This is a genomic window from Amycolatopsis oliviviridis, from assembly GCF_014654365.1.
Lineage (GTDB): Bacteria > Actinomycetota > Actinomycetes > Mycobacteriales > Pseudonocardiaceae > Amycolatopsis > Amycolatopsis oliviviridis.
Genome location: NZ_BNAY01000002.1, coordinates 915,079 through 940,967, shown reverse-complemented (window position 1 = coordinate 940,967; position 25,889 = coordinate 915,079). Strand labels below are relative to the sequence as shown.

Sequence of the window (25,889 nt, the reverse complement as noted above, 5' to 3'; positions counted from 1 at the left end):
CATGGCCAGTGAGGACAGCACGCGAGACACCAAGCGTGACCCCTTCGACTACCCGCGCGAGTGGGAGGCCGACGTCCTGCTCTCCGACGGCGGCACGGTGCACCTGCGCCCGGTGATCCCCAGCGACGCCGACGGCCTCGTCGCCTTCCACGGGCGGCTGTCCGAACGCACCCGGTACTTCCGGTACTTCGGCGCCTATCCGCGGATCCCGCAGCGGGACCTCGAACGCTTCTCCGTCGTCGACCACCACGACAGGGTCGCCTTCGTCGCGCTGCTGGGCGACGACATCGTCGCGGTCGGCCGGTACGAACGGCTCGAACACGGGCCGTCGGCCGAGGTCGCGTTCGTCGTCGACGACGCCCACCAGGGGCGCGGGCTCGGTTCGATCCTGCTGGAGCACCTGGCCGCCGCCGCTTCGGAATCCGGGCTGCGCCGCTTCGTCGCCGAAGTGCTGGCCGAGAACGCGGCGATGGTCCGCGTGTTCCGCGACGCGGGCTACCAGGTCAGCCGCGAGATCGAAGAAGGCGTGCTGCACCTGGAGTTCGACATCGACCCGACCGAGGAGTCCCTCGCGGTCGCCCGGTCCCGGGAGCAGGCCGCCGAGGCGCGCAGCGTGCACAACCTGCTGCACCCGAAGTCGGTCGCGGTGATCGGCGCGTCCACCGATCCGACGAAGATCGGCTACGTCGCCCTCACGAACCTGCTGAGCGCCGATTTCGCCGGCACCGTCTACCCGGTCAACCCCGAGCACAAGTCCGTGCGCGGCGTCCGCGCGTATCCGTCCGTCGTGGACATTCCCGACGCCGTCGACCTCGCCCTCGTGGCCGTGCCCGCCGAGGCCGTCGAGTCCGTTTTGGACGGTGCGCTGGCCAAGGGGGTCAAGACCCTCCTGATCGTTTCGGGCGGGTTCGCCGAGGCGGGGCCGCACGGGCTGCACGCCGAGCTGAGGCTGGTCGGCGAGGCCAGGGCGCACGGCATGCGTGTCGTCGGGCCGAACGCGCTGGGCGTGCTCAACACCGACGCGTCGGTCCGGCTCAACGCCACCCTCGCGCCCCGCCTGCCCGCACGCGGGCGCACCGGCTTCTTCTGCCAGTCCGGCGCGCTGGGCACCGCGATCCTCGCCGACGCCGAAGCGCGCGGCCTCGGCCTTTCGACGTTCGTCTCGGCGGGCAACCGGGCCGACGTCTCCGGCAACGACCTGCTCCAGTACTGGGAGACCGATCCGGCGACCGACCTCGTCCTGCTGTACCTGGAATCGTTCGGCAATCCGCGCAAGTTCGCGCGGCTCGCCCGGCGGCTGGCGCGGACGAAACCGGTGGTGGCGGTGAAATCCGGCAGGCATGCGGTCCGTCCCCAGCTAGCCGCGACCTCGGCGGAGGTCGACGAGTCCAGCGTCCAGGCCCTGTTCGAACAGGCGGGCGTCGTCCGCGTCGACACCCTCGCGCAACTCTTCGACACCGCGCTGGTCTTCGCGCACCAGCCGCTGCCCGCCGGGCCGCGGATCGCGATCGTCGGCAACTCCAGCGCCATCGGGCTGCTCGCCGCCGACACCGCGCGGGCCCACGGTCTCCGGCTGACCGCCGACCCGGTCGACGTCGGTCCGCAGGCGAGCCCGGAGGAATTCGCCGCCGCCGTGCGCGAAGCCCTCAACTCCCCGGAGACCGACGCGCTCGTCGTGGTCTTCGTGCCTCCGCTCGCGATCCCGGGCACCGCCTACGCCCGCGCGCTGCGGGAAGCCGTCGTCGAGATGGACAAGAACAAGCCGATCGTGTCGACGTTCCTCGCCGTCGAAGGCGTGCCGGACGAACTGGCCGTGCTGTCCGAGGACGGCGTGCCGACGCGGGGTTCGGTCCCGTCGTACCCCAGCCCCGAACGCGCGGTGAACGCGCTCGCGCGGGTCGTGCGCTACGCCGCCTGGCGGCAGCGGCCGCAGGGCAACCTGGTGCGGCCCGCCGGCCTGCACGCCGAACAGGCGCAGGTCATCGTCGGCGAGCTCCTGTCCGGGGAGGACGGCAAGACGACCCTGCTGTCGGACGACGACGTGGTCCGGCTCCTGGGCTGCTACGGCATCGACGTCGTCCCGTTCCAGGTCGTGACCTCGGCGGAAGAGGCGGTGAAAGCCGCCGAGGACCTCGGTTTCCCGGTCACCCTCAAGGCCGTCGACGAGCGGCTGCGCGGCAGGCCGGACCTCGCCGGGGTACGGCTGGATCTGTCCTCTTCGGACGGAGTGCGCCGGGCCTACCTGGATCTGCGGGAGATCTCGGGTGACGACGAGGTCTACGTCCAGCGGATGGCGCCGAAGGGCCTGTCGTGCGTGATCGGGCTGCAGGACGACCCGTCGTTCGGCTCGCTCGTGTCGTTCGGGCTCTCCGGGCTGGTCAGCACGCTGCTGGGGGACCGGGCCTACCGCGCGGTCCCGCTCACCGACGTCGACGCCGCCACCCTGCTGCGCGAACCGCGGACGTCGCCGCTGCTCACCGGATACCGCGGCGACGAACCGGCGGATCTGGCCGCGCTCCAGGACATCGTGCTGCGCGTCGCGGCGCTCGCCGAGGACAACCCCGAGGTCCGCTCGATGACGCTCGACCCGATCCTGGCCTCGCCGGACGGCGCTTTCGTCGCCAACGCCCGGATCGTGCTGGGCCCGCCGCCGTCCCGCCCCGACACCGGACCGCGGCGGCTGCGGCCGATCAACGCCCCTCTTTGAGCCGCCGGTCAGGAATCCCACTCCTGGGGCGAGCGGGCGGCGAGATCCGCGTCGTGACCGGTGAACGCCGCGATATCGCCCCGGATCGTGTTGTGGAAGGCGGCGACCCGCCCGTCTCGGACGAGCATCGTCTGCACCGCCTGTGCTTCCCCGGCGAGGGGACCGGCCGGGATGGTCAGCACGGTCGCGGTGTGCACGAGGTCGATCCCGCCGCCGAGCGGACGGCTCGACACGTGGCGGATCTTCAGCGTGCTGCCGCGGTAGATGGTGTCGAAGATGTTCTGGCTCTCGCGGGCGATGGTCGCCCGGCCGCGCTGGATGCGGCCGACGACGTCGACGAAGTCCGCGTCTTCGGCGAAGTTCGCGGCCCACGCCTCGCCGTCGCCCGTGTTCCAGGCGCGTTCCAGCGCGGTGATGATCTCCTCGGTGGTCATCGCCATCCTCCTGTAACATCGATCCATTACTTAGAACAACGTTCCAACTTTCGAGGAGCATACATGTCAGCGGACCTTCCCGGCATCGTCCGGTTGCGCGATCGCCGCGAAGCGCTGACGCTGCGCACGATCCTGACCGCGGCCCGGGGGCTGTTCGCCGAACGCGGGTACGCGCGGACCCCGATCCGTGTCATCGCCCAGGAAGCGGGGGTGTCCCCGCAGACCATCTACGCCCACTTCGGTTCGAAGGCCGGTGTCCTGAGCGGGCTCGTCGACCTCCTCGACGACGAGGCCGGGATTCCCGACCTCGTCGCCGAGGCGTCGCGCACAGAAGACCAGGTCGCGTTGCTCGGCCTGCTGGCCACGGTCGCGCGCCAGGTCCGGGAACGCTGTGGCGACATCGTCACGATGCTGAGTTCCGGTGCCGCCGTCGATCCGGACATCGCCGCGACGCAAGCGGAGGGCGCCCGCCGCAACCGGCTCGGGGTCGAGATGGTGGTCGACCGGGTCCGCGGCGGCGGCCGCGCCGTGGTGCCGCGGGCCGCCGACATCGCCGTCGCCCTGATGAGCGCCGACGTCCACACCAGCCTCGTCGCCGAGGCCGGGTGGAGTCACGACGACTACGAGGCGTGGCTCAAGGACACACTCGTCGCCGCGCTGCTTCGGTGACGCCCGCATTTCGTCCTCTGGATGCGGTAGTTGTCAACGCGAACTACCGCATCCAGAGGACTAAACGCGGGGGTAGCGGAGTTCCCAGGCCTGGCCGGGCCCGTCCGCGGCCAGTTCCCGTTTGAGCACCTTGTGCGTCGCCGTCCGCGGCAGCGCGTCGACCACCCGCACGAACCGGGGCCGCTGCTTCGGTCCGAGATCGCTTTGAGCGGCCACGAAAGCGGCGAACTCGTCCGCGTCGATGGGTGACCGGCAGACCAGCGCGGCCATCACCTGATCGCCCACTCGCGGATCCGGCACGCCATACACAGCGGCCTCTTGGACGGCGGGATGCCGCAGGAGCGCGCGTTCGATCGGGGCCGTGCCGAGGTTCTCGCCGTCGACACGGAGCCAATCACCCAGCCGCCCCGCGAAATAGCAGTAGCCGTCCGCGTCGAGGTAGGCCAGATCGCCGGTGTGGTACATCCCGTCACGCATCCGCTCGGCCTCGGCGGCCGGATCGCCGTAGTACCCGGCGAAGAAGCCCGCTCCGCCGGTGTTGACCAGTTCACCGACCGCTTCGGCGGCGTTGAGCAGTTTCCCGCCTTCGTCGAATTCCGCCGGGGGACAGGGTTTCCCGGTCTCCGGATCGAGTACGGCGACACCGTCGAGCAGCCGGCCGAGCGAACCGGACGGGGTGGTGGCGTCCCGGCCGAAGTTGACGCCGCCCTCGGTCGAGCCGAACGCGTCGACCACGTGGCAGTCGAACCGCCTGCCGAACACGGCGAGGTCGGCTTCCGCGCCTTCGTTGCCGTAGACCAGTTTCAGCGGATTGTCGGCGTCGTCGTCCCGCTCGGGAGTGGTGAGCACATACGACAGCGGCTTGCCGACGTAGTTGGCGTAGGTCGCCCCGAACTTCCGGACGTCCGACAGGAACCCGGAGGCGGAGAACCGCCGTCGCAGCGCGATCCCCGCGCCCGAGGCGAGCCCGACCGACCAGCCGGCCATGATGGCGTTGGAGTGGAACATCGGCATCGACACGTACACGGTGTCCTGTGTGGACAGACCGAACCGGCCGGCCAGCATCTCGCCGGGATGGGCGACCTTGTCGTGCGTGCACCGCACGGCCTTCGGATCGCCACTGGTGCCGGAGGTGAAGATCAGCATGAGCAGGTCTTCTGGCTTCGCGGCCACGGGAACGACCGTCTCCCGCGACGGTTCGAGCTCGCTCAACGGCCGCACCGGAACACCGGACTCGGAAAGCAGGGGAAGGTACTTCTCCTCGGCGAACACGAGCTCGCAGTCGGCCAGCGCGACGTCACGTGCCAGCGCCGTGCCCCGGCGCGTCGGGTTCAGGCCGACCAGGACGTGTCCCGAGAGCGCGGCACCACCGAGCAGGAACGAGAACTCGGGGACGTTGTCGGCCAGCAGCCCGAAATGCCCGCCAGGACGCAGCACGCCGGTGAGCGCGGCCGCGTACCCGGTGCAGGCCCGGACGTGGTCGGCCCACGACCAGCGCCGGTCTTCGAACAGCAGCCCGGTCGAATGGTCCTCCGCCCTGGCGAGCAGGAGCTCCGTGACCGTGGCGGTCATGCCGGGTCCGCGGCCAGGAGATCGCCGAGTCCCCGCAGCTGCGCGGTCGCGCCGCCCAAGGTGAATTCGAGCCGCTTCGCCGCGACGAAGTAGCGGTGCAGCGTGTGGTCGACGTCGATGCCGACCCCGCCGTGGATGTGCACGGCGGTGTGCGCGACGCGGTGACCGGCTTCGGACGCCCAGAACTTCGCCGTCGCGACCTCCTCGGCCGCCGGAAGGCCTTCGCTCAGCCTCCAGACTGCCTGCCACAACGTCAGCCGGACGGCTTCGACGTCGACGTAGGCGTCGGCGAGCCGCTGCCGTACCGCCTGGAAACTCCCGATGAGGTGGTCGAACTGCTTGCGTTCCCGCGCGTACGCCGCGGTCAGTTCCAGCGCCCGCTCGACGACGCCGAGCTGCTGCGCGCAGGTGCCGATCGTGCCGCGCAGCCGCAGCCATTCGCCGATGTCGCCCAAGGAGACCTCGGCCTTCGCCCCGGTCAGTTCGACGAGCGCCGCGTCGGCGTGGTCGACGGTCCGCTGCGGCGAGACGGTCACCGCGTCCCGGTCGAGCAGGAACACCTGACGGCCGCCGTCGATGGCGGCCTCGACGAGGAAGCCGTGCGCGAACGCGCCCGACGCCACCGCCGTCTGCGCGCCGGTCAGCCGCCAGCCGTCGCCGTCGGTCTCGGCGGTGAACCCGCACGGCACGCCGTAGTCCGGCAGTGCGACGGCGAGGACGTGGTCACCGCGCAGGACCGGGACGACCCAGCGTTCGGCCAGCCGCCCGTCCCCGAATTCGGCCACCGCGGCCGCGGCCAGCACCACCGACGTCAGGTACGGCACCGGTGCGACCGCGCGGCCGATCTCGGCCAGCACCGAACACTGCTCCAGCAGCCCGAACCCGCCGCCGCCGACCGACTGCGGCAGCGCGGCGTCGATCACGCCCGCCTGGGCGAGCGCTGTCCACAGTGGAGCGTCGAAGCCTCCGGAACCGTGCGGTCCCAGCACGCCGGGCGTGACCTTGTCCGTGAGGATCCGGCGAGTGAGCGACGCGAGATCCTGCTGCGCTTCGGTGAGCGTGAAGTCCATCGATATCTCCTAGCGCGTGACGGGCAGGCCGAGGGCGGTCGCGGCGATCATGTCCCGCTGGATCTCGTTGGTGCCGCCGCCGAAGGTCAGGATCAGGGACGAGCGGTGCAGTCGTTCGATCCGGCCGCGCAACTGGGCGCCGGGGGAGCCCTCGCGGACCACCGCGCCCGCGCCGAGAATCTCCATCATCAGCCGGTAAGCCTCGGTCGCGAACTCCGTGCCGAACACCTTGGTCGCCGACGCCTCCGCCGGCCCGAGGTCGCTGCTCGCGGCCGCCCAGGCGATCCGCCAGTTCCGCAGCTTCAGGTATTCGGCGTGCGTGTGGATCCGGGCCAGGTGCAGCCGGACCCACGGCTGGTCGACGACGCGGGTGCCGTCGGGGAGCTTGGTCGTCTGCGCCCAGATCCGCACGTCGCGCAACGCCGTCTGGATCGGCGCAGCCGAGGTCAGCGCGACCCGTTCGTGGTTGAGCTGGTTGGTGATGAGCGGCCAGCCCTCGTTCTCCCCGGCGACCCGGGAGGTGACCGGTACGCGCACGTCGTCGTAGTAGGTCGCGCTCGTGCCCGGCCCGGCGACCGTGCGCACCTTCGTCCAGGAGAAGCCCGGCGCCGACGTGGGCACGATCAGCATGCTCAGGCCCTTGTGCTTGCGGGCCTCGGGGTCGGTCCGGGCGGCCAGCCAGATGTAGTCGGCGTACTCGATCAGGCTCGTCCACATCTTCTGGCCGTTGATGACGTAGTCGTCGCCGTCACGGACCGCGCGGGTGCGCAGGGACGCCAGATCGGTCCCCGCGCCCGGCTCGGAGTAGCCGATCGCGAAATGCAGCTCGCCGGCGGCGATCTTCGGCAGGTAGAACGCCTTCTGTTCTTCGGTGCCGTAACGCATGATCGTCGGCCCGACGGTGTTCACCGTGAGGAACGGGACGGGCACCCCCGCCGCGGCCGCCTCGTCGGTGAAGATGAGCTGGTCGAGCATCGGCCGGTCCTGCCCGCCGTACTCGCGGGGCCAGCCGAGCGCGAGCCAGCCCGAACTGCCCAGGTCCCGGACGATTTCCTTGTACACCAGGCCGTCGCCGTATTCCCCGCCGTCGCCGGCCAGGGCGTCGCGGCGTTCGGGGGTCATCAGCCCGGCGAAGTACTCCCGGAGTTCCCCGGCCAGTGCCCGCTGCTCCGGCGTGTAGTCGATCCGCATCCATCACCTCTGCCGTCGGTGCTCGTTACTGGTGCCATGGCCGCTCGCGGCGGTAGGGTAGAACCTGTTCTAGTTGTACCAGGTGTGGCGGCGAGGAGGGAATATGGAGATCGACGTCGATCGCTCGCTCTGCGAGGCGAACGCGATCTGTGTCGGCTTCGCACCCGAGGTCTTCGATCTCGACGATGACGAGGAGCTGGTCCTCACTTCGGCCGAAGTTCCGCAGAATCAAGTAGAACGTGTTACTCAAGCTGTGGCGAGCTGCCCGAAAAACGCCCTGCTCATACGTGGTTAGCACCGTTTATTTGGACCTTGCATGCAGCAAGAACAGATTCTAGTGTGTGCGGAGAGGTCGTGTGGTTGGAAGCGGGAGGCCCGAAGTGAGCTTGGATGGCAAGACGGCCATCGTGACCGGGGCCGGTGCGGGACTCGGCCGGGCCGAGGCGCTGGCGCTGGCCGCGGCGGGAGCGTCGGTGGTGGTCAACGACGTGTCGACCGCGGCGCAGGTGGTCGCCGACGAGATCGAGGCCGAAGGCGGCAAGGCCGTCGCGGTCACCGGCGACGTTTCGGAGTCCTCGACCGCGGACGCGCTGCTCACCGCCGCCGTCGACCACTTCGGCGGACTCCATGTCCTGGTCAACAACGCGGGCGTGCTGCGCGACCGGATGCTGTTCTCGATGTCCGACGAGGAATGGGACACCGTCCTCCGCGTCCACCTCCGCGGGCATTTCCTGCTTTCCCGCAACGCCGGGGCGTACTGGCGCGACAAGTCCAAAGCGGACGGCGCGCCGGTGTACGGCCGGGTGGTCAACACCGCGTCGGAGTCGTTCCTGCTCGGTGCTCCCGGCCAGCCGAACTACGGCGCGGCCAAGGCGGGGATCGCGGCGCTCACCGTCTCCACCGCGCGCGGCCTCTCCCGCTACGGCGTCCGCGCCAACGCGATCTGCCCGCGAGCCCGCACCGCGATGACCGAAGCCGTCTTCGGTGCCGACGCGCCGGAAGGGATCGACCCGCTGTCGGTCGACCACGTCGCGCCGTTCGTGTCGTTCCTCTGCTCGCCCGAGTCCGACCGCGTCAACGGTCAGGTCTTCCTCGTCTACGGCGGGATGGTCGCGCTCATGCGGCCGCCGTCGGTGGAGCAGCGGTTCGACACCGTCAACGGCACCTGGACCGCCGACGAACTCGTCGCAGGAGTGGGCGGCTATTTCGCCGACCGCGACCCGGAACGCATGTTCGCCGCGTCCGAGATCATGTCGCTGCCGTGAACGACAGGAACAGGTGGAGATGACGATGGGCAGGCTCGACGGCAAGGTAGCCCTGATCACCGGTGGCGCCCGCGGGCAGGGCGAGGCGGCCGCGCGGCTGTTCGTCGCCGAGGGCGCGCGCGTGGTGATCGCCGACATCAACGACCTCGACGGGAAGAAACTCGCCGCCGAACTCGGCGAATCCGCCGTCTACCAGCACCTCGACGTCGGCGACGAGGCCGAATGGGACGCCGCGATCCAGCGGACACGGACCGAGTTCGGCCCGCCGACGGTGCTGGTCAACAACGCCGGCATCCTCCACTTCTCGGAACTCGGGAAGACCACGCTCGCCGACTACGAACGCGTCATGCGGGTCAATCAGATCGGGGCGTTTCTCGGCATGCGCTCGGTCGTTGAACCGATGACCGGGGCCGGAGGCGGCTCCATCGTCAACGTGTCCTCTGTGGAAGGACTCGCCGGGATGCCGTACCTCGTCGCCTACACCGCGAGCAAGTTCGCGATCCGCGGGATGACCAAGGTCGCCGCGCTCGAACTCGGCGCGAAGAACATCCGGGTCAATTCGGTCCATCCCGGCGCGATCGACACACCGATGGTCGCCGCGGCGGCCGGTGGGCAGAAGATCGACATGTCGTGGGTGGGCAAGAAGGTCGCCCTGGGCCGCGTCGGTAAACCGGAGGATATCGCGAAACTCGTCCTATTCCTGGCCAGTGACGACAGTTCGTACAGCACGGGCTCGGAGTTCGTCGCCGACGGCGGCGCGACCGCGACGCACGCCCTCAAGATCTAGAGCGGAGATGCCGAGAGCAAAGTGAACACCGCTAACGCAACGGTGCGTCAGCGGGTGGAGTAAGACTCGGGGCAGGCGACTGGGAGGTTCTGTGGGAGCGACGGTGTCCTTCCCCGGTACGGGTGCGCTCACACAGGTCGGCAGGCTCGCGACCCTGTCGTGGGAAGTCCTGCGCGCGATCTTCAAACGACCGTTCCAGTTCCGCGAATGGATCCAGCAGTGCTGGTTCTTCGCGAGCGTCACCATCCTGCCGACGGCGCTGGTGGCGATCCCGTTCGGCGCGGTCATCGCGCTGCAGCTGGGTTCGCTGACCCAGCAGATCGGCGCGCAGTCCTTCACCGGCGCGGCGAGCGCGCTCGCGATCGTGCAGCAGGCGAGCCCGCTGATCACCGCGTTGCTGGTGGCGGGCGCGGGCGGCAGCGCGGTCTGCGCCGACATCGGCGCCCGCAAGATCCGCGAAGAGATCGACGCGATGGAAGTCCTCGGGGTCAACCCGATCCAGCGCCTGATCGTGCCCCGTGTGCTGGCGGCGATCGTGGTTTCGGTGCTGCTGAACGGTTTGGTCAGCGTCGTCGGGGTGCTCGGCGGTTACTTCTTCAACGTCGTCATGCAGGGCGGCACGCCGGGCGCGTACCTCGCCAGTTTCAACGCGCTCGCGCAAGTGCCGGACCTGTGGATCAGCGAGATCAAGGCGCTTCTCTACGGCTTCGTCGCCGGGGTGGTCGCGGCCTTCCGCGGGCTGAACCCGGCGGGCGGGCCGAAGGGCGTCGGCGACGCGGTGAACCAGGCCGTGGTCATCACGTTCCTGCTGCTGTTCCTGATCAACGTCGTGCTGACCGCGATCTACCTGCGGATCGTGCCGCCGAAGGCGATGTGACATGGCAGGTGAACCCGCGGTTTCGGACCGCACGCTCGAGATCATCGCGCGTCCCGGCGCGATGCTGGAAGGCTTCGGCGGCCAGCTGTCGTTCTACTTCCGGGCGCTGGCCTGGGCCCCGCGCACGATCCGGCGCTACGGCCGCGAGATCTTCCGGCTGCTGACCGAAGTCAGCTTCGGCACCGGCGCGCTCGCGGTGATCGGCGGGACGCTCGGCGTGATGATCGGGATGACGCTGTTCACCGGGCTCATCGTCGGCATGCAGGGCTACTCGGCGCTGAACCAGCTCGGCACCGCCGCGCTGACCGGGTTCATCTCGGCCTACTTCAACACCCGTGAGGTCGCGCCGCTTTCGGCGGGGCTCGCGCTTTCGGCCACCGTCGGCTGCGGGTTCACCGCGCAACTCGGCGCGATGAAGATCTCCGAGGAGATCGACGCGCTCGAAGTGATGGGCGTGCCCAGCCTGCCCTACCTCGTGACGACCCGGGTGATCGCGGGCGTCACCGCGGTCATCCCGCTCTACGCCGTCGGCCTGCTCTCGTCCTATCTGGCCTCGCGGCAGATCACCATCTGGCTCTACGGCCAGTCCGCGGGCACCTACGACCACTACTTCACGCTGTTCCTGCCGCCCGAGGACGTGCTCTGGTCGTTCCTCAAGGTAATCATCTTCAGCGTGCTCGTCATCCTTTCCCATTGCTACTACGGCTACACCGCCAGCGGTGGGCCCGCCGGGGTGGGGATCGCGGTCGGCCGCGCGGTGCGGACGTCGATCGTGCTGATCTCGGTACTCGACTTCTTCCTGAGCCTCGCGATCTGGGGCGCCACGACGACGGTGAGGATTTCCGGGTGAACAGGGGAATTCTGCTGCGGCGGCTCCGGCACCAGGTGCTGGGGCTGGTCTTCCTCGTGGTGGTCGTGCTGTTCTTCGTCACCACCATCGCCTTCTACCAGAAGGCCTTCACCACGGTGACCCTGGTGAAACTGGAGACCGACCGCATCGGCAACCAGATGCGCGAGGGCGCGGACGTCAAGGTGCGCGGGATGGTCGTCGGCGAGGTGCGGTCGATCCAGGCCCACGGCGACCGCGCGACGATGGACCTGGCGCTGCAACCGGACAAGACCAAGGTCATCCCGTCGAACGTGTCCGCGCGGCTGCTGCCGAAGACGCTGTTCGGCGAGCGGTACGTGGCACTGCAGATCCCCGAGAAGCCCGAGCGGCACATCGGTGAGGGCGACGTCATCCCGCAGGACCGCAGCAGCAGCGCGATCGAACTGGAAACCGTGCTCGGCAACGTGATGCCGTTGCTGCAGGCCGTCCAGCCGGAGAAGATGGCCAGCACGCTGAACGCCGTCGCGTCCGCTTTGGACGGTCAGGGCAAACGGCTCGGCGCGACGATGGCGGGACTTTCGGAGTATCTCGGGAAAGTGAACCCGTCGCTGCCCGACCTCAAGGCCGACATCTCCGGACTGGCCGACGCCGCCAAGATCTACGACAAGGCCGCGCCGGATCTGCTGGCCGCGCTGTCGGATCTGACCACGACGAGCAAGACGCTGGTCGAGAGCCAGCGCGGGCTCGCCGACGTCTACTCGACCGTGACCGCCGCTTCGATCGACCTGACGAGCTTCCTGAAAGTGAACCAGGACAACCTGATCCGCCTCACCACCAACCTCCAGCCCACGCTGGACGTCCTCGCGAAGTACGCGCCGGAGTACCCGTGCCTGCTCAAGCAGCTCGCCGGATCGGTGCCGCGCGCGGAACTCGCGTTCGGCAAGGGCACCGCGCATCCCGAGGTCAGCCGGGTGACCATCGAGTTCACGCCGAGCCGCGGCAAGTACCTGCCCGGCGTCGACGAGCCGAAGTACAACGACAAACGCGGCCCGCGCTGCTACCCGGAGGTGCCGCCGCCGGGACGCTGGCCGCAGTACCCGCCGGACGGCGCCATCGACGACGGGTCCTCGAAACCCGCGCCGCCGCGTGATCCCGACGGCACGCTGCCTTCGAACGGCGCCGTGCCCGCGGGCGGGAGCGCCGGTGGTTCGGTGGTGAACACGCCGGACGAGCAGCGGCTGATCGACCTGCTCGTGTCGCCGGCGCTGGGCACGACGCCGGACCAGGTGCCGAACTGGGGCAGCCTGCTGGTGGGGCCGCTGTACCGCGGGGCGGAGGTGGAACTCCGATGAGTCACTTGCCGGATCTGCCGGGCACGAGGCATCGGCCATGTCGCGAAAGCCACTTTCGAGACATCAGGTGTCCCGAAAGTGGCTTTCGCGACACGTTCGTGGTGGGCGCGGAGAGGACCTCGGGGCTCGTGAGTGGTGAGGACGGTTCTAACCGGCCTTGCCACTCACGAGGGCACCATCTGTCCGCTCGGGCGACGTTGCGAAAGCCACTTTCGCAACCTTCAACGTTGCGAAAGTGGCTTTCACAACCCGCTGGCCATGGGGCCGGGCTGAAGGGGCCTTTCGCCGCATGCGACGTGGCGAAGGGAGCTTTCACCCCGTCTGATGCGGGGAAAGCGTCCTTCGGCCCCCACGCCGGGAGGGCTGTCCGATGAGGTCCTTCGTCCCGGATCTGATCAAGATCCTCGTCTTCGCCGTCGTCACCGTGCTGCTCACCGCGATCCTCGGCGCCACCATCGCGAACACGAACTTCGGCGAGACCTCGGGCTACACGGCCAAGTTCACCGACGCGTCCGGGCTCAAGGAGGGCGACGACGTCCGCATCGTCGGCGTGAAGGTCGGGCAGGTCGGGAAGATCGAGGTCGAGGAGGGCGAGAAGAACTTCGCCCAGGTCCACTTCGACGTCCAGACCAGCCACCGGCTGCCGGCGTCGGTGACCGCGACCATCAAGTACCGCAACCTCGTCGGGCAGCGGTACCTCTCGCTCGGCACGGACATCGGCGACGAGAAGTCGTTGCCGCGCGGCGGGATCATCCCGCCCGAACGCACCAAACCGGCCCTGAACCTGACCGTCCTCTTCAACGGGTTCAAACCGCTCTTCCGCGCGCTGAACCCCGAGGACGTCAACAAGCTCTCCTACGAGATCATCCAGGTCTTCCAGGGCGAGGGCGGCACGATCACCAGCCTGCTCGCGCACACCGCGTCGGTCACGTCGGCCATCGCGGGCAAGGACAAGATCATCGGCGACGTCATCGCGAACCTCAACACCGTGCTCGGCACGGTCGAGAAACGCTCGCCGCAGCTGGGCGAGCTGATCGACCAGACACAGCGGCTGGTCACCGGGCTGGCCGAGCAGCGGCAGCCGATCGGGGACGCGGTCAAAGCGCTGGGCGACCTCACCGTCACCACGACGGGCCTGCTCGCCGACGCGCGCCCCGCCCTCAAGGACGACGTCGCGCAGCTCGGCGCGCTGTCGCAGAACCTCGGCGATTCGGAACAGCTGCTCGACCATCTGCTGCAGGTGCTGCCGGGCAACCTGCAGAAGTTCACCAGGACGCTGAGCTACGGCAGCTGGTTCAACTACTACCTGTGCGGGATCTCCGGCAGCATCGGCATCAAATCGCTCAACATCGAACTGCCGATCACGCCGCTGCCCGGCACTCAGCGACCGGAGAGGTGCGGGCCGTGAAGCCGCTCAAGGAACGCAACCAGGCCGTGGTCGGCGGAGTGGCGCTCATCCTGATCGTGCTGATCACGATGACGACGTACTTCTCCGACCGGATCCCGTTGTTCGGCAGCGGGACGACGTACTCCGCGTACTTCGGCGAATCGGCCGGGCTGGCGCCGGACAACGAGGTCCAGGTCGCCGGGGTCAAGGTCGGCCAGGTCAGCTCGGTGGAGCTGGCGGGCAAGAAGGTGCTGGTGAAGTTCCGGGTCAAGGACGTCCGGGTCGGCGACGCCACCGCCGCGTCGATCGAGATCAAGACGCTGCTCGGCGAGAAGTTCCTCGCGCTGACGCCGAAGGGCAAGGCGAACCAGGACCCGAACACCACCATCGGGCTCGACCGCACGCGGACGCCGTTCGAACTGCAGGACGCGTTCCAGCAGCTGTCGGGCACGGTCGGCGAGATCGACACCGCGCAGCTCGCGTCGAGTTTCACCGTCCTCTCCGACGCGCTCAAGGACAGTCCCCAGTACCTGAAGGACGCGCTGGGCGGGCTGTCCTCCTTGTCCAAGACGGTGTCCTCCCGCGACGGCGACCTGAAGACGTTGCTGGCCAACACGAGCAAGGTGTCCAAGACGCTGTCCGACCGCAACGCCCAGCTGAAACGGATCCTCGACGACGGCAATCTCCTGCTCACCGAACTGCAGAACCGGAAGGACGCGATCAGCACGTTGCTCAAGGGCACGCACCAGGTCTCCGCGCAGCTGTCCGGGCTCGTCGCCGACAACCGGCAGCAGATGAAGCCGACGCTGGAGAAGCTCGGGAAGGTCACCGACATCCTGCAGCGCAACCAGGACAACCTCAGCCGCAGCCTCGCGCTGATGGCGCCGTTCGCCCGCGTCGGCGCCAACGCGACCGGGAACGGGCGCTGGTTCGAGGGCTACCTGTGCGGTCTGCTGCCGCCGACGATCATCGCGGGCGCGTTCCAGGTCAACCCGGAGGGCTGCACCCCGCCGATCGCGGCACCGAACCAGGGGGTGGGCGGACGATGACCATCCACACCCGCACCGGGCGCACGCTCTACACCTGGGTCGCGTTCGCCTGTGTCCTCGTGCTGATCGTGACCGCCGGTCTGTGGCTGGTGTTCAAGGAACCCGGCGGGACGCGGATCAGCGCCTACTTCGGCAAGACCGTCGGGCTCTACGCGGGTTCGTCGGTCCGGGTGCTCGGGGTGAAGGTCGGCGAGATCACCGGGGTCACACCACAGGGCGAGGCGGTCCGGGTCGACATGCGGATCGACGACGGCACCCCGATCCCGGCCGACGCGGGCGCCGTCGTCGTCGCGCCGAGCCTGGTGAGCGACCGGTACGTCCAGCTGACCCCGGCCTACGACAGCGGTCCCGAAATGGCCACGGACACGGTGATCGCCAAGGAGAAGACGGCGACACCGGCCGAACTCGACGACCTGTACACGAGCCTCGACAAGCTCTCGACGAGCCTGGGCCCCAACGGTGCCAACAAGAACGGCGCACTGTCCGACGTGCTCGACACGGCGGCGGCGAACCTCGACGGCAACGGGAAGAACCTCAACACCACGGTGACCCGGTTGTCCGAGCTGGCCAAGACCCTGGACAGCTCCAAAGGCGACCTGTTCACCACGGTGCAGAACCTGAACTCCTTCACCGGCGCGCTGGCCGAAAGCGACAAGCAGCTCAACGAGTTCTACCGCCGGGCCGCGGACGTGAGCGGATTCCTCGCCGCGGACTCCGCCGACGTGGGTGCCGCGCTGAGCTCACTGGGGACGGCGATGGGCGACGTCGAGAAGTTCGTGGCGGAGAACAAGGAGCTACTCTCGTCCAATGTGGACAAACTGGCCGGGCTGACGAAGGTGCTGGTGGATCAGCGGGCCTCGCTCGCCGAGGTGATCGACATCGCGCCGACCGGGGCGACCAACTTCATCAACTCCTACGACGCGGCGTCCGGCACGATCGCGGTGCGGGACAACCTGAACGAGCTCACACATCCGCCGATCCTGACCGTGTGCCGCCTGATCAGCGCGAGCACGCCGAAACCGATCCCGGACGCGCTGGGCAGCATCTGCAAGCAGCTCGCGCCCGTCCTCGACGGCACGCTGAAACTCCCGTCGATCCCGCAGGTGCTGGCGTCGCTGCAGAGCGGTGAGCTGCCGCCGCTGCCGCTCCCGCTGATCGACGTCATGGCCAAGGGGCTCCCGAAATGAGGCGGCAACGGCAGAAGATCGCGGGGGTGATGGCGGGCGTCCTGGTGCTCGCCGGCTGCGGCGACGGCGGTTTCTCCGGGCTGTACAACACTCCCTTGCCGGGCGGCGCGGATCTCGGCGACCATCCGTACCGGCTCTCCGCGCAGTTCTCCGACGTCCTCGACCTCGTGCCGCAGGCGAGTGTGAAGGTCAACGACGTCCCGGTGGGCCGGGTCGAGAAGATCGACCTCGCGCCGGACACCCGCTCGGCGTGGGTGAGCATGGTCGTCAACGGCGACATCGCGCTGCCCGCGAACGCGCGGGCCGAACTGCGGCAGTCGAGCCTGCTGGGGGAGAAGTTCGTCGACCTGCACGCCCCCGAAAAGCCGCAAGGAACGCTCGCCGAGGGTGCGAAGATCCCGCTGGACCGCACCAACCGCAACCCCGAGGTCGAAGAGGTCCTCGGCGCGCTTTCCCTGCTGCTCAACGGCGGCGGGGTCGAGCAGATCCAGAAGATCAGCCACGAACTGAACGAAGCGCTCACCGGCAACGAGGCGGAGGTCCGCGGGCTGCTGTCGCAAGTGGACAAGCTGGCCACCGAACTCGACGGGCACAAGGGCGAGATCCTGCGCGCCATCGACGGCATCGACAGGCTGTCCAAGACCCTGGTCGGCCAGACGCAGAACATCACGAACGCGCTCGACAACCTCTCGCCGGGGCTCAAGATCGTGACCGAGCAACGCGATCAGCTCGTCGGCATGCTCCAGTCGCTGAACACCCTGTCCGGGGTCGCGACCGAGACGATCAACGCCAGCAAGGACTCGCTGGTGGCGAACCTCCGCGCGTTGCAGCCGACGCTCAAGAAGCTGACCGAGGCGGGCCAGGATCTGCCGACCGCGCTGCGGATCCTGCTCACGTACCCGTTCCCGGACTACGCGGGCAACGTGATCAAGGGCGACTACGCGAACGTGGAAGCCAAGATCGACCTGAACCTGGACACCTTCCTGGAGAACATGAACAACTCGTCGCAGCCGATCATCCAGCTGCCGGGGAATCAGGGCACCGGCGCGCCCGGCGCGATCCCGTTCTCTGGCGGCGCCGCGCCGCCGGTGCTGCCGCTGCCCAGCGGCGATCTCCCGCAGGCGCCGCAGGCACCCCAGTCGCCCCAAGGGGACGTCCTGGGCGGCGTGCTCGGCGGGATCCTCGGGCCGATCCTGGGAGGTGGCCGGTGATCACGCGCAAGACCAAGATCCAGTTCGCGGTGTTCATCGTCATCGCGGTCGTTTCGGTCGTCTACGCGGGCGGCAAGTACGCCGGGCTGGACCGGCTCTTCGGCACCCGCGGCTACCTCGTCACCGCGCAGCTCGTGGACTCCGGCGGGATCTTCGTCAACGCCGAGGTCTCCTACCGCGGCGTCGCGGTCGGCAAGGTGGCGTCGATGACGCTCACCGAGCACGGCATCGACCTCGGTCTCGACATCGATTCGGGCGCGCCGAAGATCCCGGCGGACACGAAGGCCGCGGTCGCGAACCGGTCGGCGGTGGGGGAGCAGTACGTCGATCTGCTGCCCATGCACGAAAACGGGCCGTACCTGGCCGAGGGTTCGGTCATCAAGCGGGACAAGACGTCGATCCCGCTCGCGCCGGACACCGTGCTGTCCAATTTGGACAAACTGGTGTCGAGCGTGAAGCCGGAATCGCTGAAGACCGTCGTCGACGAGACCTACGAGGCGTTCGCCAACGCCGGCCCCGACCTGCGGCAGCTGCTGGACAGCACCGGTTCGCTCACCGCGACCGCGACCCAGTACCTGCCCGACACCCAGGGCCTGCTGGCGAACTCGCGGACGGTGCTGGACACCCAGCGGCGGCAGGCGGACAGCATCACGCAGTTCTCCAGCGGGCTCAAGACGATCGCGGCGCAGCTGAAGTCGTCCGACCCGGATCTGCGGCGCGTGATCGACGAGGCGCCCAAGCTGAGCCGCCAGATCAGCGACGTGCTCGCGGTCTCGGGAACGGACCTCGGCGTGCTGTTCGCGAACACGCTCACCACCGCGCAGATCACCTCCGCCCGCACCGACGCGATCGAGGAACTCCTCGTCGCGTACCCGATCATCTCGGCGTTCTCGCGGTCGACGTCGCCGGACGGCACCGGTCACCTCGGCGTCGTGTTCAACTTCTTCGACCCGGTCTCGTGCACGAAGGGCTACGAGGGCACGAAACAACGTCCCGCCAACGACACCACCGAGGCACCGGTGAACACCCAGGCGTACTGCGCCGAGCCGCCGGGAAGCCCCACAGGCGTGCGAGGCTCGCAGAACGCCCCGTACGCCGGGAAGCCGCCCGCGGTCCCGGAGAAGCCGAAGCAGACCCCTCAGGCGGCGGAATCCGCCCAGCTGCCGGGGGTGCTGAACCTGCTCACCGGATCCGCGCCGGGCGGACTGGGCGCGTTGCTGGGCGGCAAGTAGTGCTCACCCGTGCCCTGACCGTCGTCGCCGCGCTGGCGGTCCTCGCGGCCGCCTGGTTCGGCTGGTCGTGGTGGAGCTCCGCCCGGGACGACGGCCTGGCCAGGGGCCGCGAACGGGAGGCGGTCCTCACCGCGGCGTCCGGCCAGCTCGAAGTGCTCAACACGATCGACTACCGCAGCGGGGCCAAGGACGTCGACCGCTGGCTCGGCGTCACCACGGGACGGCTCGGCAAGGACCTCACCGGGGACCGGCAGATCCAGATCGACCGCGCGAACACGAGCAAGACCGTCGCCACGGCCAAGCTCAAGCAGGCCGCGGTCACCGAACTCGACGCGAAGGCAGGCACGGCGAGGCTGATGGCCGTGCTGGACGTGCGGGTCAGCACCGGCGGCGGTTCGGCCGCGCCCAAGGTGAGCAGGCTGACCGTCGACTACCAGCGCGTCGAGGACGGCTGGAAGGTCAGCGCGGTCCAGGCGGCGGGCTCGTGACCGGGCGTACCCCGCGGCTCCTGATCGCGATCATCGCGCTGGCCACCGGCTGCGCGGTGTGGTTCGGCCTCCAGGCGGCCTCGCTGGGTTCGGACGGCAACGCGGCCCTGGTGGACCAGGCCGCCACGGCCGAGGTCGCCGACCAGGTCGGCGCCGGGGTGAAGGCCGTCTTCTCCTACGACTACAGCAATCTCGCGCGGACCGAGCGCGCCGCGGCCGACGTGCTGATCGGCGAGGCGACCGGGCAGTACCGGGACCAGTTCGCCTCGGCGCGGAAGCGGGCCGAGGAGCAGAAACTGGTGCGGACGACGACGGTCCGCTCGCTCGGTGTCCGGTCCTTGCGCGGCGACCAGGCCGAAGTGCTGTTGTTCCTCGACCAGCAGACGATCGCGGCCGGGGGAGGCGTCCCGCAGTCGACGGTGTCCCAGCTCTCGGTCACCGCGCAGCGCGTCGACGGCCGGTGGAAGATCTCGCAGCTGACCGCGCTCTGATCAGGAGACGCGTTTCATGTTCGCCGCGGTGATCGTGCCGCCGGAAACGGTGTAGGAACCGGAAAAAACGCGCATCGAACCATCGGTCTGCCGTGCCGAGAGATCGACGTACACGGTGTTCCCGCTCGTACTCCGCACGGTGAGCGCCGTCCACGAAGTCGTCGCGTATCCGTTGCTCCAGGACGCGTAAGTGCCCCCTTTCGCCAGTCGCTGACCCCCGAGATTCCACGCGGTCAGGAAATCACGCCGGTTGATCGCGTCGTAGAAGGCGATCACCGTTTGCGCCACCGGAACCGCCGGTGCGGGATAGACGGTCTGCGTCGCGGGCGGTGCGACATAAACCGTCTGCGGTGGCGCCGCGGCCGCCGGTGGCTGGATCACGATCGTGTTCGGCGGAGCGGCCACCGCGACGGCCGGTACGGCCGTTCCCTGATTGGGTACCGCGCACGCGGCCACCGCGCCCGCGACCATGAGTGTCACCGCCGCCCACTTCTTCGTTTCCATTTCTCTCCCCTTTTCCTTGTGATACCGAGAATGCGGGAAAGCGCGGTGGCGTCACTAGGGGATTAGGCCTCGTTACGAATAGTGGAAAACGCGCCGGAACCGTTACCCGACCTTGTGCGCGAGGTGCCAGGGCCACCCTCGTCTCACGCCGATCCGCCGCCGGGTTTAGCGTTAGGCATGACCACTGCACCTGTCGATGTCGAGAGCGCCCGCCGCGACTACGCGGCCCTCGTCGACCGTGGCCTCTCCCTGGACATCACCCGCGGCAAGCCGTCCCCCCGCCAGCTGGACCTCGCCGACGGGCTGCTGGCCCTCCCCGGGGACGTGCGCAAGGCCGAGGACGGCACGGACGTCCGCAACTACGGCGGCCTCAAGGGCCTGCCCGAGCTCCGCCGCATCTTCGCCGGACCGCTGCAGGTCCCGGCCGAGCAGCTGCTGGCCGCGGGCAACTCCAGCCTGGAGCTCATGCACGACTCGATCGTGCAGGCCTTCCTCAGCAAGCTCCCGGGCGCCGAGCGCCGCTGGGCCGACGAGGCGAGCGTCAAGTTCCTGTGCCCGGTGCCGGGCTACGACCGCCACTTCGCGCTGGCCGAGCGCTTCGGCATCGAGCTGATCCAGGTCCCCCTCACCGAGACCGGCCCGGACATGGACGTCGTCGAGCGTCTCGTCGCCGAGGACGCCGCGGTCAAGGGCATCTGGTGCGTGCCGAAGTACAGCAACCCGACCGGCGTCACCTACAGCGACGACACCGTGCGCCGCCTGGCCACGATGACCACGGCCGCCCCGGACTTCCGGATCTTCTGGGACAACGCCTACGCCGTGCACCACCTCACCGACGCCGAGGCGCCGCTGGCCGACCTGTTCGCGCTGGCGGGCGAGGCGGGCAACGCCGACCGCGTGTTCGTCTTCGGCTCCACCTCGAAGGTGACCTACGCCGGTGGCGGTGTCGGCTTCTTCGGCGCGTCCGAGGCCAACCTGGCCTGGTGGACCGGCCTCATCGGGAAGCGGACCATCGGCCCGGACAAGGTCAACCAGCTCCGCCACGCGCAGTTCCTGCGTGACGAGGACGGCGTCCGCGAGCACATGCGCAAGCACGCCGAGCTCATCGGGCCCAAGTTCGCGGCCGTCGACGAGATCCTGACCAAGGAACTGGGCGAATCGGGCCTCGCCTCCTGGACCAAGCCGACCGGCGGGTACTTCATCTCGCTGACCGTGCCGTCGGGGACCGCCAAGGAGGTCGTGCGGCTGGCCAAGGAGGCGGGCATCGCCCTGACCCCCGCCGGTGCGACGCACCCCTACGGCGACGACCCCGAGGACGCCGTCATCCGTATCGCCCCGACGTACCCCGAGCTGGCCGAGGTCGAAGAGGCCATCCGCGGTCTGGTCGTCTGCGTCCGCCTTGCGGCGGCGACGAAGAAATAAGTTCGAGATCTTCTCCAATCCGGGTCACGGGTGGTTCCGAACGTCCGAGTGGGTGGGTGTGCACCGCAAAGACGAGAGGAACCACTCGTGTTCGGAAAGCCCTTCGTTCGCACCCTGATAACGCGCAGCGCCGAGAACCGCACGGATCGACGGCGGTTCCTGAAGGCCGCCGGCGCGGCGGGCCTCGGCGTCGTCGGCGCGACGTACCTCGGGGTGCAGGCCACTTCGTCCGCTTCGGCGACGGGTGAGGCCGCTGCCGCCCCCAGCGACGCGGCCGTGCTCAATTTCGCGCTCAACCTGGAGTACCTCGAAGCCGAGTTCTACTCCTTCGCCGTCTACGGCCACGGGCTGCCGGACGATCTCACCGGCGGCGTCGGCACCCAGGGCGGGGTGGCGGGCGGCAAGAAAGTGATGTTCCACGACAAGGCACTGCACCAGTTCGCGAAGGAGATCGCGGGCGACGAGGTCGCGCACGTCAAGTTCCTGCGCGGCGCGCTCGGCGAGGCCGCGGTGTCCCGGCCCCAGATCGACCTCAAGGACAGCTTCACCGCCGCCGCGAAGGCGGCCGGGCTGATCAGCGGGTACCAGCAGTTCGATCCCTTCGCCAACGAGAAGAACTTCCTGCTCGCGGCGTTCCTGTTCGAGGACGTCGGCGTGACGGCGTACAAGGGCGCTGCCCCGCTGATCACCAACAAGACGTTCCTGGACGCGGCCGCCGGCATCCTGGCCGCCGAGGCCTACCACGCCGCCACCATCCGGACGTCGCTGTTCGACCGGGACCTCGGCGACGCGGCGGCCAAGATCTCCAACGCCCGCGACGCGCTCGACGGGCCCGGCGACGACGATCAGGGCATCCTGCTCGGGAACCAGGCCAACATCGTGCCGACCGACAACAACGGTGTCTGCTTCGGCCGCGGCGCGGACCGGGTGCTCAACGTCGTCTACCTGAACCCGGGCCCGGTGAAGGAAGGCGGGTTCTTCCCCAAGGGCGTCAACGGCGACATCGTCGCCAGCGGCGGCGCGTGATTCCCCTCTGTCGTGTCGCCGTCTCCCGGGTACCGTCAGGAGCCGGTGACACGACAGGGGGTTCGCGGTGAAGGCAGTGATCATCGGCGGCGGTATCGCCGGGACGGTGACGGCGATGGCGTTGCGGCGGGCCGGGATCGAAGCGAGCGTCCACGAGGCGTACCCGTCCGGCGGTGAGGACGCGGGCGCCTTCCTGACGATCATGCACAACGGCATGGACGCCCTGCGCGCGATCGGCGCCGACGGACCGGTGGTCGAGAACTCCTTCGCCGCCGACGGGCTGGAGCTCGTCACGCCGGACGGGAAGACGGTCGACCAGCGGTCGTTCGTCGTGGACGGTCTCGCCGGGCCGCGCACCTTGACGCGGGCGGTGCTCTATCGCGCGCTGCAGGAGGAAGCGATCTCGCGCGGGATCGCCTTCGAGCGCGGGAAGCGGCTGGTCTCCGCCTCGCCGGGTGTCGCTCGCTTCGAGGACGGCACCACGGCCGAGGGCGACATCCTGATCGGCGCCGACGGCCTGCGGTCGGTCGTCCGGACCATCATCGACCCGTCGTGCCCGCCTCCGCGTTCGACGGGCCTCGACGTCGTCTACGGCTACACGACCGACACGAGCGTCCCGCAGGCGCCGTCGCTCTATCGGATGATCCAGAGCCTGCACGCCTTCTTCGGCTACACGAGCGCCCCCGATGGTTCGACGTACTGGTTCGCGCGGCTACCCGCAGCCGAAGGGGTGCGATCCGGTCTGACCCCGGCGGAATGGCGAACGGCGGCTTTCGTCACTTTCGACGGGGAGCCGTTGCCCGCCGCGGAAATCATCGAGTCGACGGGGGACGACGTCTTCGGCGGTCACTCCTACGACGTCCCCTCGACGCCGGTGTGGTTCACCGACTCGATGGTCCTCGTGGGAGACGCGGCGCACGCGGCCTCGCCCGCCGCCGGGCAGGGAGCGTCGATGGCGCTGGAGGACAGTGTCGTGCTGGCCCAGTGCCTGCGGGATCTTCCTGACGCGCCAACGGCTTTCGCTGCCTATGAACGGCTGCGGCGGGCGCGGGTGGAGAAGCTGGTGGAGAGCAGCGCCTCGGTGTCGACCGCGACGACGTCCGACAGGGACCGGAACTGGCTGTACCGGCACCACATCGAGTGGGACGCCAAGATCTCTGCCGCCCGCATTTAGTCCTCTGAATGCGCTCGGTACTCGCGAGCGTAGCGCGTGAAGGCCCCCTTCCCTCGGGTCAGCCGAGGGAAGGGGGCCTTCACGCGTCGACGGGCTACTTCTTGTACAGGGCTTCGATGTCGTTCGCGTAGTTCTTGTTCACGATGTTGCGCTTCAGCTTCAGGCTCGGCGTGATCTCCCCGCCGGCCTCGGTGAAGTCCTTCGACAGGATCGTGAACTTCTTGATCGCCTCGGCCTGCGACACCGCGCTGTTGGCCTGGTCGACCGCTTCCTGGATCTCGGCGCGCAGTTCGGCGTCGCCGGCCAGATCGGACACGGTGGCGTCGGAAGGCTTGCCGTGCTGGGACTTCCACGACGGGAAGTACTCCTCGTCGATGGTGATCAGCGCGCCGATGAACGGCCGCTGGTCGCCGACGACCATCGCCTGGCTGACCAGCGGGCTGGCCTTGATGGTGTCTTCGAGACCGGACGGAGCGACGTTCTTGCCGCCCGCGGTGACGATGATCTCCTTCTTGCGCCCGGTGATCTTGAGGAACCCGTCGCTGTCCAGTTCGCCGAGGTCGCCGGTGTGGAACCAGCCGTCTTCCAGCGCTTCGGCGGTCGCCTCGGCGTTGTTGAAGTAGCCGCCGAACACGACGTCGCCCTTGAGCAGGATCTCGCCGTCGTCGGCGATCCGGACCGAGGTGCCGGCGACCGGCCGTCCCACGGTGCCGACGCGGAACCCGTCCTGGGTGCCGACGCAGGCCGCCGCGGACGTCTCGGTCAGGCCGTAGCCCTCGAACACCGGGACGCCGATGCCGCGGAAGAAGTGCGCCAGCCGCACGCCGAGCGGGGCACCGCCGGACACCGCGGCGACGCACCGGCCGCCGAGGGCCGCGCGCAGCTTGCTGAACACGAGCTTGTCGAACAGCGCGTGCTTGACCTTGAGGCCCAGCCCGGCGCCACCGGTGTCCTGAGCCTGGCTGTAGGCGACGGCGGTGGCTTCGGCGGCGTCGAAGATCTTGCCCTTGCCGTCACCGTGCGCCTTCTGCTTCGCGCTGTTGTAGACCTTCTCGAACACGCGCGGCACGGCGACGACGAACGTCGGCCGGAAGGTGCCGAGGTCGGCGACGAGGTTCTTGACGTCCGACGTGTGCCCGAGGGTCACCCGCGCGCTGAGCGCGGTCACCGCGATGGCGCGGGCGAGGACGTGCGCGAGCGGCAGGAACACCAGCAGCGAGTTGCCCTGCTCCATCAGCTGCGGGAACGCGGCGATGTCGGCGCGGATCTCGGCGAGGAGGTTCCGGTGGGTCAGCTCGACACCCTTGGGGCGGCCGGTCGTCCCCGAGGTGTACACGATCGTGGCGAGGTCGCCCGCCTTCACCGAACGGCGGCGCTCGTGCAGATCGTCGTCGCTCAGTTCGGCGCCCTGCGTGGTGAGGTGGTCGACGGCGGGCGCGTCGGCGGACTCGATCTGCCAGGTGTGCTCGAGCGAGTCGAGGCGTCCCTTGACGGATTCCAGCGTCGCGAGGTGTTCGTCCGTTTCGACGAACACGGCCTTCGCCGCCGAGTCCGACAGGATCCAGTGGACCTGCTCCGCCGAGGAGGTGTCGTAGATCGGGACGGTGACCGCGCCGGCGGCCCAGATCGCGAAGTCGATCAGGGTCCATTCGTAGCGGGTCTTGGACATGAGCCCGATCCGGTCGCCCGGTGCGATGCCCGCCTGGGCCATTCCCTTGGCCACGGCCAGCACCTGGGCGGCGAAGTCCTTGGCGGTGACGTCCAACCAGGTTCCGTCGACCTGGCGGCGGAAACTCACGACATCGGAGAACCGCTCGGCGTTCGCCCAGACGACGTCCGCGAGGTTCTCGTCGTCGGTCACCGGATTGGCGGCGGGGGCGCTGTATTCGCGCACGAGGAACCTCCGTGTTCGCGTGCAAAGTGGTGTGACCGGTGTTACCCGCCAGTCAACTTAGCGTGCCGTGC

Annotated in this window: 24 protein-coding genes; 18 read left to right on the top strand and 6 right to left on the bottom strand. The window is 69.1% G+C overall.

Annotated features, from left to right (window positions below):
- Position 1 precedes the first annotated feature (1 nt).
- Positions 2 to 2,707 carry a bifunctional acetate--CoA ligase family protein/GNAT family N-acetyltransferase gene (locus tag IE302_RS11555; protein ID WP_191254462.1) on the top strand — a complete coding sequence of 902 codons (2,706 nt, stop codon included), beginning with the start codon at positions 2 to 4 and terminating at the stop codon, positions 2,705 to 2,707.
- Between the two features lie 8 nt (positions 2,708 to 2,715).
- On the opposite strand, the gene IE302_RS11550 is transcribed toward IE302_RS11555, so the two are convergent.
- The gene (locus IE302_RS11550) at positions 2,716 to 3,141 is read right to left on the bottom strand and encodes an SgcJ/EcaC family oxidoreductase (protein ID WP_191254461.1); all 426 of its coding nucleotides are present in this window, start codon (positions 3,139 to 3,141) and stop codon (positions 2,716 to 2,718) included.
- A gap of 63 nt (positions 3,142 to 3,204) precedes the next feature.
- Between IE302_RS11550 and IE302_RS11545 the strand changes: the two genes are divergently transcribed.
- On the top strand, positions 3,205 to 3,810 hold the full coding sequence (locus tag IE302_RS11545) for a TetR/AcrR family transcriptional regulator (RefSeq protein ID WP_191254460.1): 606 nt from the start codon (positions 3,205 to 3,207) through the stop codon (positions 3,808 to 3,810).
- A 60-nt stretch (positions 3,811 to 3,870) separates the two neighbouring features.
- Here IE302_RS11545 and IE302_RS11540 read toward each other — a convergent pair whose 3' ends face one another.
- From IE302_RS11540 to IE302_RS11530, 3 genes are read right to left on the bottom strand one after another with little or no spacing between them, the layout of a single operon-like run.
- A complete protein-coding gene (locus IE302_RS11540) occupies positions 3,871 to 5,382 on the bottom strand; it encodes a long-chain-fatty-acid--CoA ligase (protein ID WP_191254459.1) in 1,512 nt (503 codons plus the stop codon).
- Positions 5,379 to 6,452, bottom strand: a complete 1,074-nt coding sequence (locus IE302_RS11535) for an acyl-CoA dehydrogenase family protein (RefSeq protein ID WP_191254458.1) — start codon at positions 6,450 to 6,452, stop codon at positions 5,379 to 5,381. Before IE302_RS11535 ends, IE302_RS11540 begins: the two co-directional genes overlap by 4 nt.
- 9 nt (positions 6,453 to 6,461) lie before the next feature.
- A complete protein-coding gene (locus tag IE302_RS11530; RefSeq protein ID WP_191254457.1) occupies positions 6,462 to 7,643 on the bottom strand; it encodes an acyl-CoA dehydrogenase family protein in 1,182 nt (393 codons plus the stop codon).
- Positions 7,644 to 7,746: 103 nt separating this feature from the next.
- Between IE302_RS11530 and IE302_RS11525 the strand changes: the two genes are divergently transcribed.
- The 13 genes from IE302_RS11525 to IE302_RS11465 all read left to right on the top strand — a co-directional run bounded on the left by IE302_RS11525 (position 7,747) and on the right by IE302_RS11465 (position 19,798).
- Positions 7,747 to 7,938 (top strand): ferredoxin, encoded by a 192-nt coding sequence (locus IE302_RS11525; RefSeq protein ID WP_191254456.1) that lies wholly within the window; start codon positions 7,747 to 7,749, stop codon positions 7,936 to 7,938.
- Positions 7,939 to 8,023: 85 nt separating this feature from the next.
- A complete protein-coding gene (locus IE302_RS11520) occupies positions 8,024 to 8,908 on the top strand; it encodes a 3-oxoacyl-ACP reductase (protein WP_191254455.1) in 885 nt (294 codons plus the stop codon).
- A 25-nt stretch (positions 8,909 to 8,933) separates the two neighbouring features.
- Positions 8,934 to 9,695 carry a glucose 1-dehydrogenase gene (locus IE302_RS11515; RefSeq protein WP_191254454.1) on the top strand — a complete coding sequence of 254 codons (762 nt, stop codon included), beginning with the start codon at positions 8,934 to 8,936 and terminating at the stop codon, positions 9,693 to 9,695.
- A 91-nt stretch (positions 9,696 to 9,786) separates the two neighbouring features.
- Positions 9,787 to 10,572: an MlaE family ABC transporter permease gene (locus IE302_RS11510; RefSeq protein ID WP_005164606.1), complete on the top strand. Its 786-nt coding sequence runs from the start codon at positions 9,787 to 9,789 to the stop codon at positions 10,570 to 10,572.
- Position 10,573: 1 nt separating this feature from the next.
- Entirely contained in the window at positions 10,574 to 11,422 is an 849-nt protein-coding gene (locus IE302_RS11505; RefSeq protein ID WP_005164605.1) for an MlaE family ABC transporter permease, read from the top strand.
- Entirely contained in the window at positions 11,419 to 12,753 is a 1,335-nt protein-coding gene (locus tag IE302_RS11500) for an MCE family protein (protein ID WP_191254453.1), read from the top strand. Before IE302_RS11505 ends, IE302_RS11500 begins: the two co-directional genes overlap by 4 nt.
- A 370-nt stretch (positions 12,754 to 13,123) precedes the next feature.
- Complete coding sequence (locus IE302_RS11495; RefSeq protein ID WP_191254452.1) at positions 13,124 to 14,161, top strand: MCE family protein; 1,038 nt, start codon at positions 13,124 to 13,126, stop codon at positions 14,159 to 14,161.
- A complete protein-coding gene (locus IE302_RS11490) occupies positions 14,158 to 15,189 on the top strand; it encodes an MCE family protein (protein WP_191254451.1) in 1,032 nt (343 codons plus the stop codon). The genes IE302_RS11495 and IE302_RS11490 overlap by 4 nt, the downstream gene beginning before the upstream one ends.
- A complete protein-coding gene (locus IE302_RS11485; RefSeq protein WP_191254450.1) occupies positions 15,186 to 16,376 on the top strand; it encodes an MCE family protein in 1,191 nt (396 codons plus the stop codon). Before IE302_RS11490 ends, IE302_RS11485 begins: the two co-directional genes overlap by 4 nt.
- A complete protein-coding gene (locus IE302_RS11480) occupies positions 16,373 to 17,587 on the top strand; it encodes an MCE family protein (RefSeq protein ID WP_191254449.1) in 1,215 nt (404 codons plus the stop codon). The genes IE302_RS11485 and IE302_RS11480 overlap by 4 nt, the downstream gene beginning before the upstream one ends.
- On the top strand, positions 17,584 to 18,819 hold the full coding sequence (locus IE302_RS11475; protein ID WP_191254448.1) for an MCE family protein: 1,236 nt from the start codon (positions 17,584 to 17,586) through the stop codon (positions 18,817 to 18,819). Before IE302_RS11480 ends, IE302_RS11475 begins: the two co-directional genes overlap by 4 nt.
- Complete coding sequence (locus tag IE302_RS11470; protein WP_191254447.1) at positions 18,819 to 19,307, top strand: hypothetical protein; 489 nt, start codon at positions 18,819 to 18,821, stop codon at positions 19,305 to 19,307. Before IE302_RS11475 ends, IE302_RS11470 begins: the two co-directional genes overlap by 1 nt.
- Positions 19,304 to 19,798, top strand: coding sequence for a hypothetical protein (locus IE302_RS11465; protein WP_191254446.1), 495 nt, complete (start codon positions 19,304 to 19,306; stop codon positions 19,796 to 19,798). The genes IE302_RS11470 and IE302_RS11465 overlap by 4 nt, the downstream gene beginning before the upstream one ends.
- Here the strand turns inward: IE302_RS11465 and IE302_RS11460 are convergent, their stop codons facing one another.
- Positions 19,799 to 20,302, bottom strand: a complete 504-nt coding sequence (locus IE302_RS11460; RefSeq protein ID WP_191254445.1) for a hypothetical protein — start codon at positions 20,300 to 20,302, stop codon at positions 19,799 to 19,801.
- A gap of 177 nt (positions 20,303 to 20,479) precedes the next feature.
- On the opposite strand from IE302_RS11460, the gene IE302_RS11455 reads away from it, so the two are divergent.
- From IE302_RS11455 to IE302_RS11445, 3 genes are all read left to right on the top strand, one after another.
- Positions 20,480 to 21,724: an aspartate aminotransferase type Ic gene (locus IE302_RS11455; protein WP_191254444.1), complete on the top strand. Its 1,245-nt coding sequence runs from the start codon at positions 20,480 to 20,482 to the stop codon at positions 21,722 to 21,724.
- A gap of 87 nt (positions 21,725 to 21,811) precedes the next feature.
- Positions 21,812 to 22,750, top strand: a complete 939-nt coding sequence (locus tag IE302_RS11450) for a ferritin-like domain-containing protein (RefSeq protein WP_191254443.1) — start codon at positions 21,812 to 21,814, stop codon at positions 22,748 to 22,750.
- Between the two features lie 67 nt (positions 22,751 to 22,817).
- Positions 22,818 to 23,924: an FAD-dependent oxidoreductase gene (locus IE302_RS11445; RefSeq protein ID WP_191254442.1), complete on the top strand. Its 1,107-nt coding sequence runs from the start codon at positions 22,818 to 22,820 to the stop codon at positions 23,922 to 23,924.
- Positions 23,925 to 24,018: 94 nt separating this feature from the next.
- On the opposite strand, the gene IE302_RS11440 is transcribed toward IE302_RS11445, so the two are convergent.
- On the bottom strand, positions 24,019 to 25,818 hold the full coding sequence (locus IE302_RS11440; protein WP_191254441.1) for an AMP-dependent synthetase/ligase: 1,800 nt from the start codon (positions 25,816 to 25,818) through the stop codon (positions 24,019 to 24,021).
- Positions 25,819 to 25,889 lie beyond the last annotated feature (71 nt).

Bases quoted from the DNA above. Each gene is read 5' to 3' on its own strand.
- IE302_RS11460 (WP_191254445.1), bottom strand. From the start codon at position 20,302: ATGGAAACGAAGAAGTGGGCGGCGGTGACACTCATGGTCGCGGGCGCG.
- IE302_RS11485 (WP_191254450.1), top strand. From the start codon at position 15,186: ATGACCATCCACACCCGCACCGGGCGCACGCTCTACACCTGGGTCGCG.
- IE302_RS11545 (WP_191254460.1), top strand. From the start codon at position 3,205: ATGTCAGCGGACCTTCCCGGCATCGTCCGGTTGCGCGATCGCCGCGAA.
- IE302_RS11455 (WP_191254444.1), top strand. From the start codon at position 20,480: ATGACCACTGCACCTGTCGATGTCGAGAGCGCCCGCCGCGACTACGCG.
- IE302_RS11530 (WP_191254457.1), bottom strand. From the start codon at position 7,643: ATGCGGATCGACTACACGCCGGAGCAGCGGGCACTGGCCGGGGAACTC.
- IE302_RS11480 (WP_191254449.1), top strand. From the start codon at position 16,373: ATGAGGCGGCAACGGCAGAAGATCGCGGGGGTGATGGCGGGCGTCCTG.
- IE302_RS11505 (WP_005164605.1), top strand. From the start codon at position 10,574: ATGGCAGGTGAACCCGCGGTTTCGGACCGCACGCTCGAGATCATCGCG.
- IE302_RS11515 (WP_191254454.1), top strand. From the start codon at position 8,934: ATGGGCAGGCTCGACGGCAAGGTAGCCCTGATCACCGGTGGCGCCCGC.
- IE302_RS11495 (WP_191254452.1), top strand. From the start codon at position 13,124: ATGAGGTCCTTCGTCCCGGATCTGATCAAGATCCTCGTCTTCGCCGTC.
- IE302_RS11525 (WP_191254456.1), top strand. From the start codon at position 7,747: ATGGAGATCGACGTCGATCGCTCGCTCTGCGAGGCGAACGCGATCTGT.
- IE302_RS11535 (WP_191254458.1), bottom strand. From the start codon at position 6,452: ATGGACTTCACGCTCACCGAAGCGCAGCAGGATCTCGCGTCGCTCACT.
- IE302_RS11550 (WP_191254461.1), bottom strand. From the start codon at position 3,141: ATGACCACCGAGGAGATCATCACCGCGCTGGAACGCGCCTGGAACACG.
- IE302_RS11540 (WP_191254459.1), bottom strand. From the start codon at position 5,382: ATGACCGCCACGGTCACGGAGCTCCTGCTCGCCAGGGCGGAGGACCAT.
- IE302_RS11555 (WP_191254462.1), top strand. From the start codon at position 2: ATGGCCAGTGAGGACAGCACGCGAGACACCAAGCGTGACCCCTTCGAC.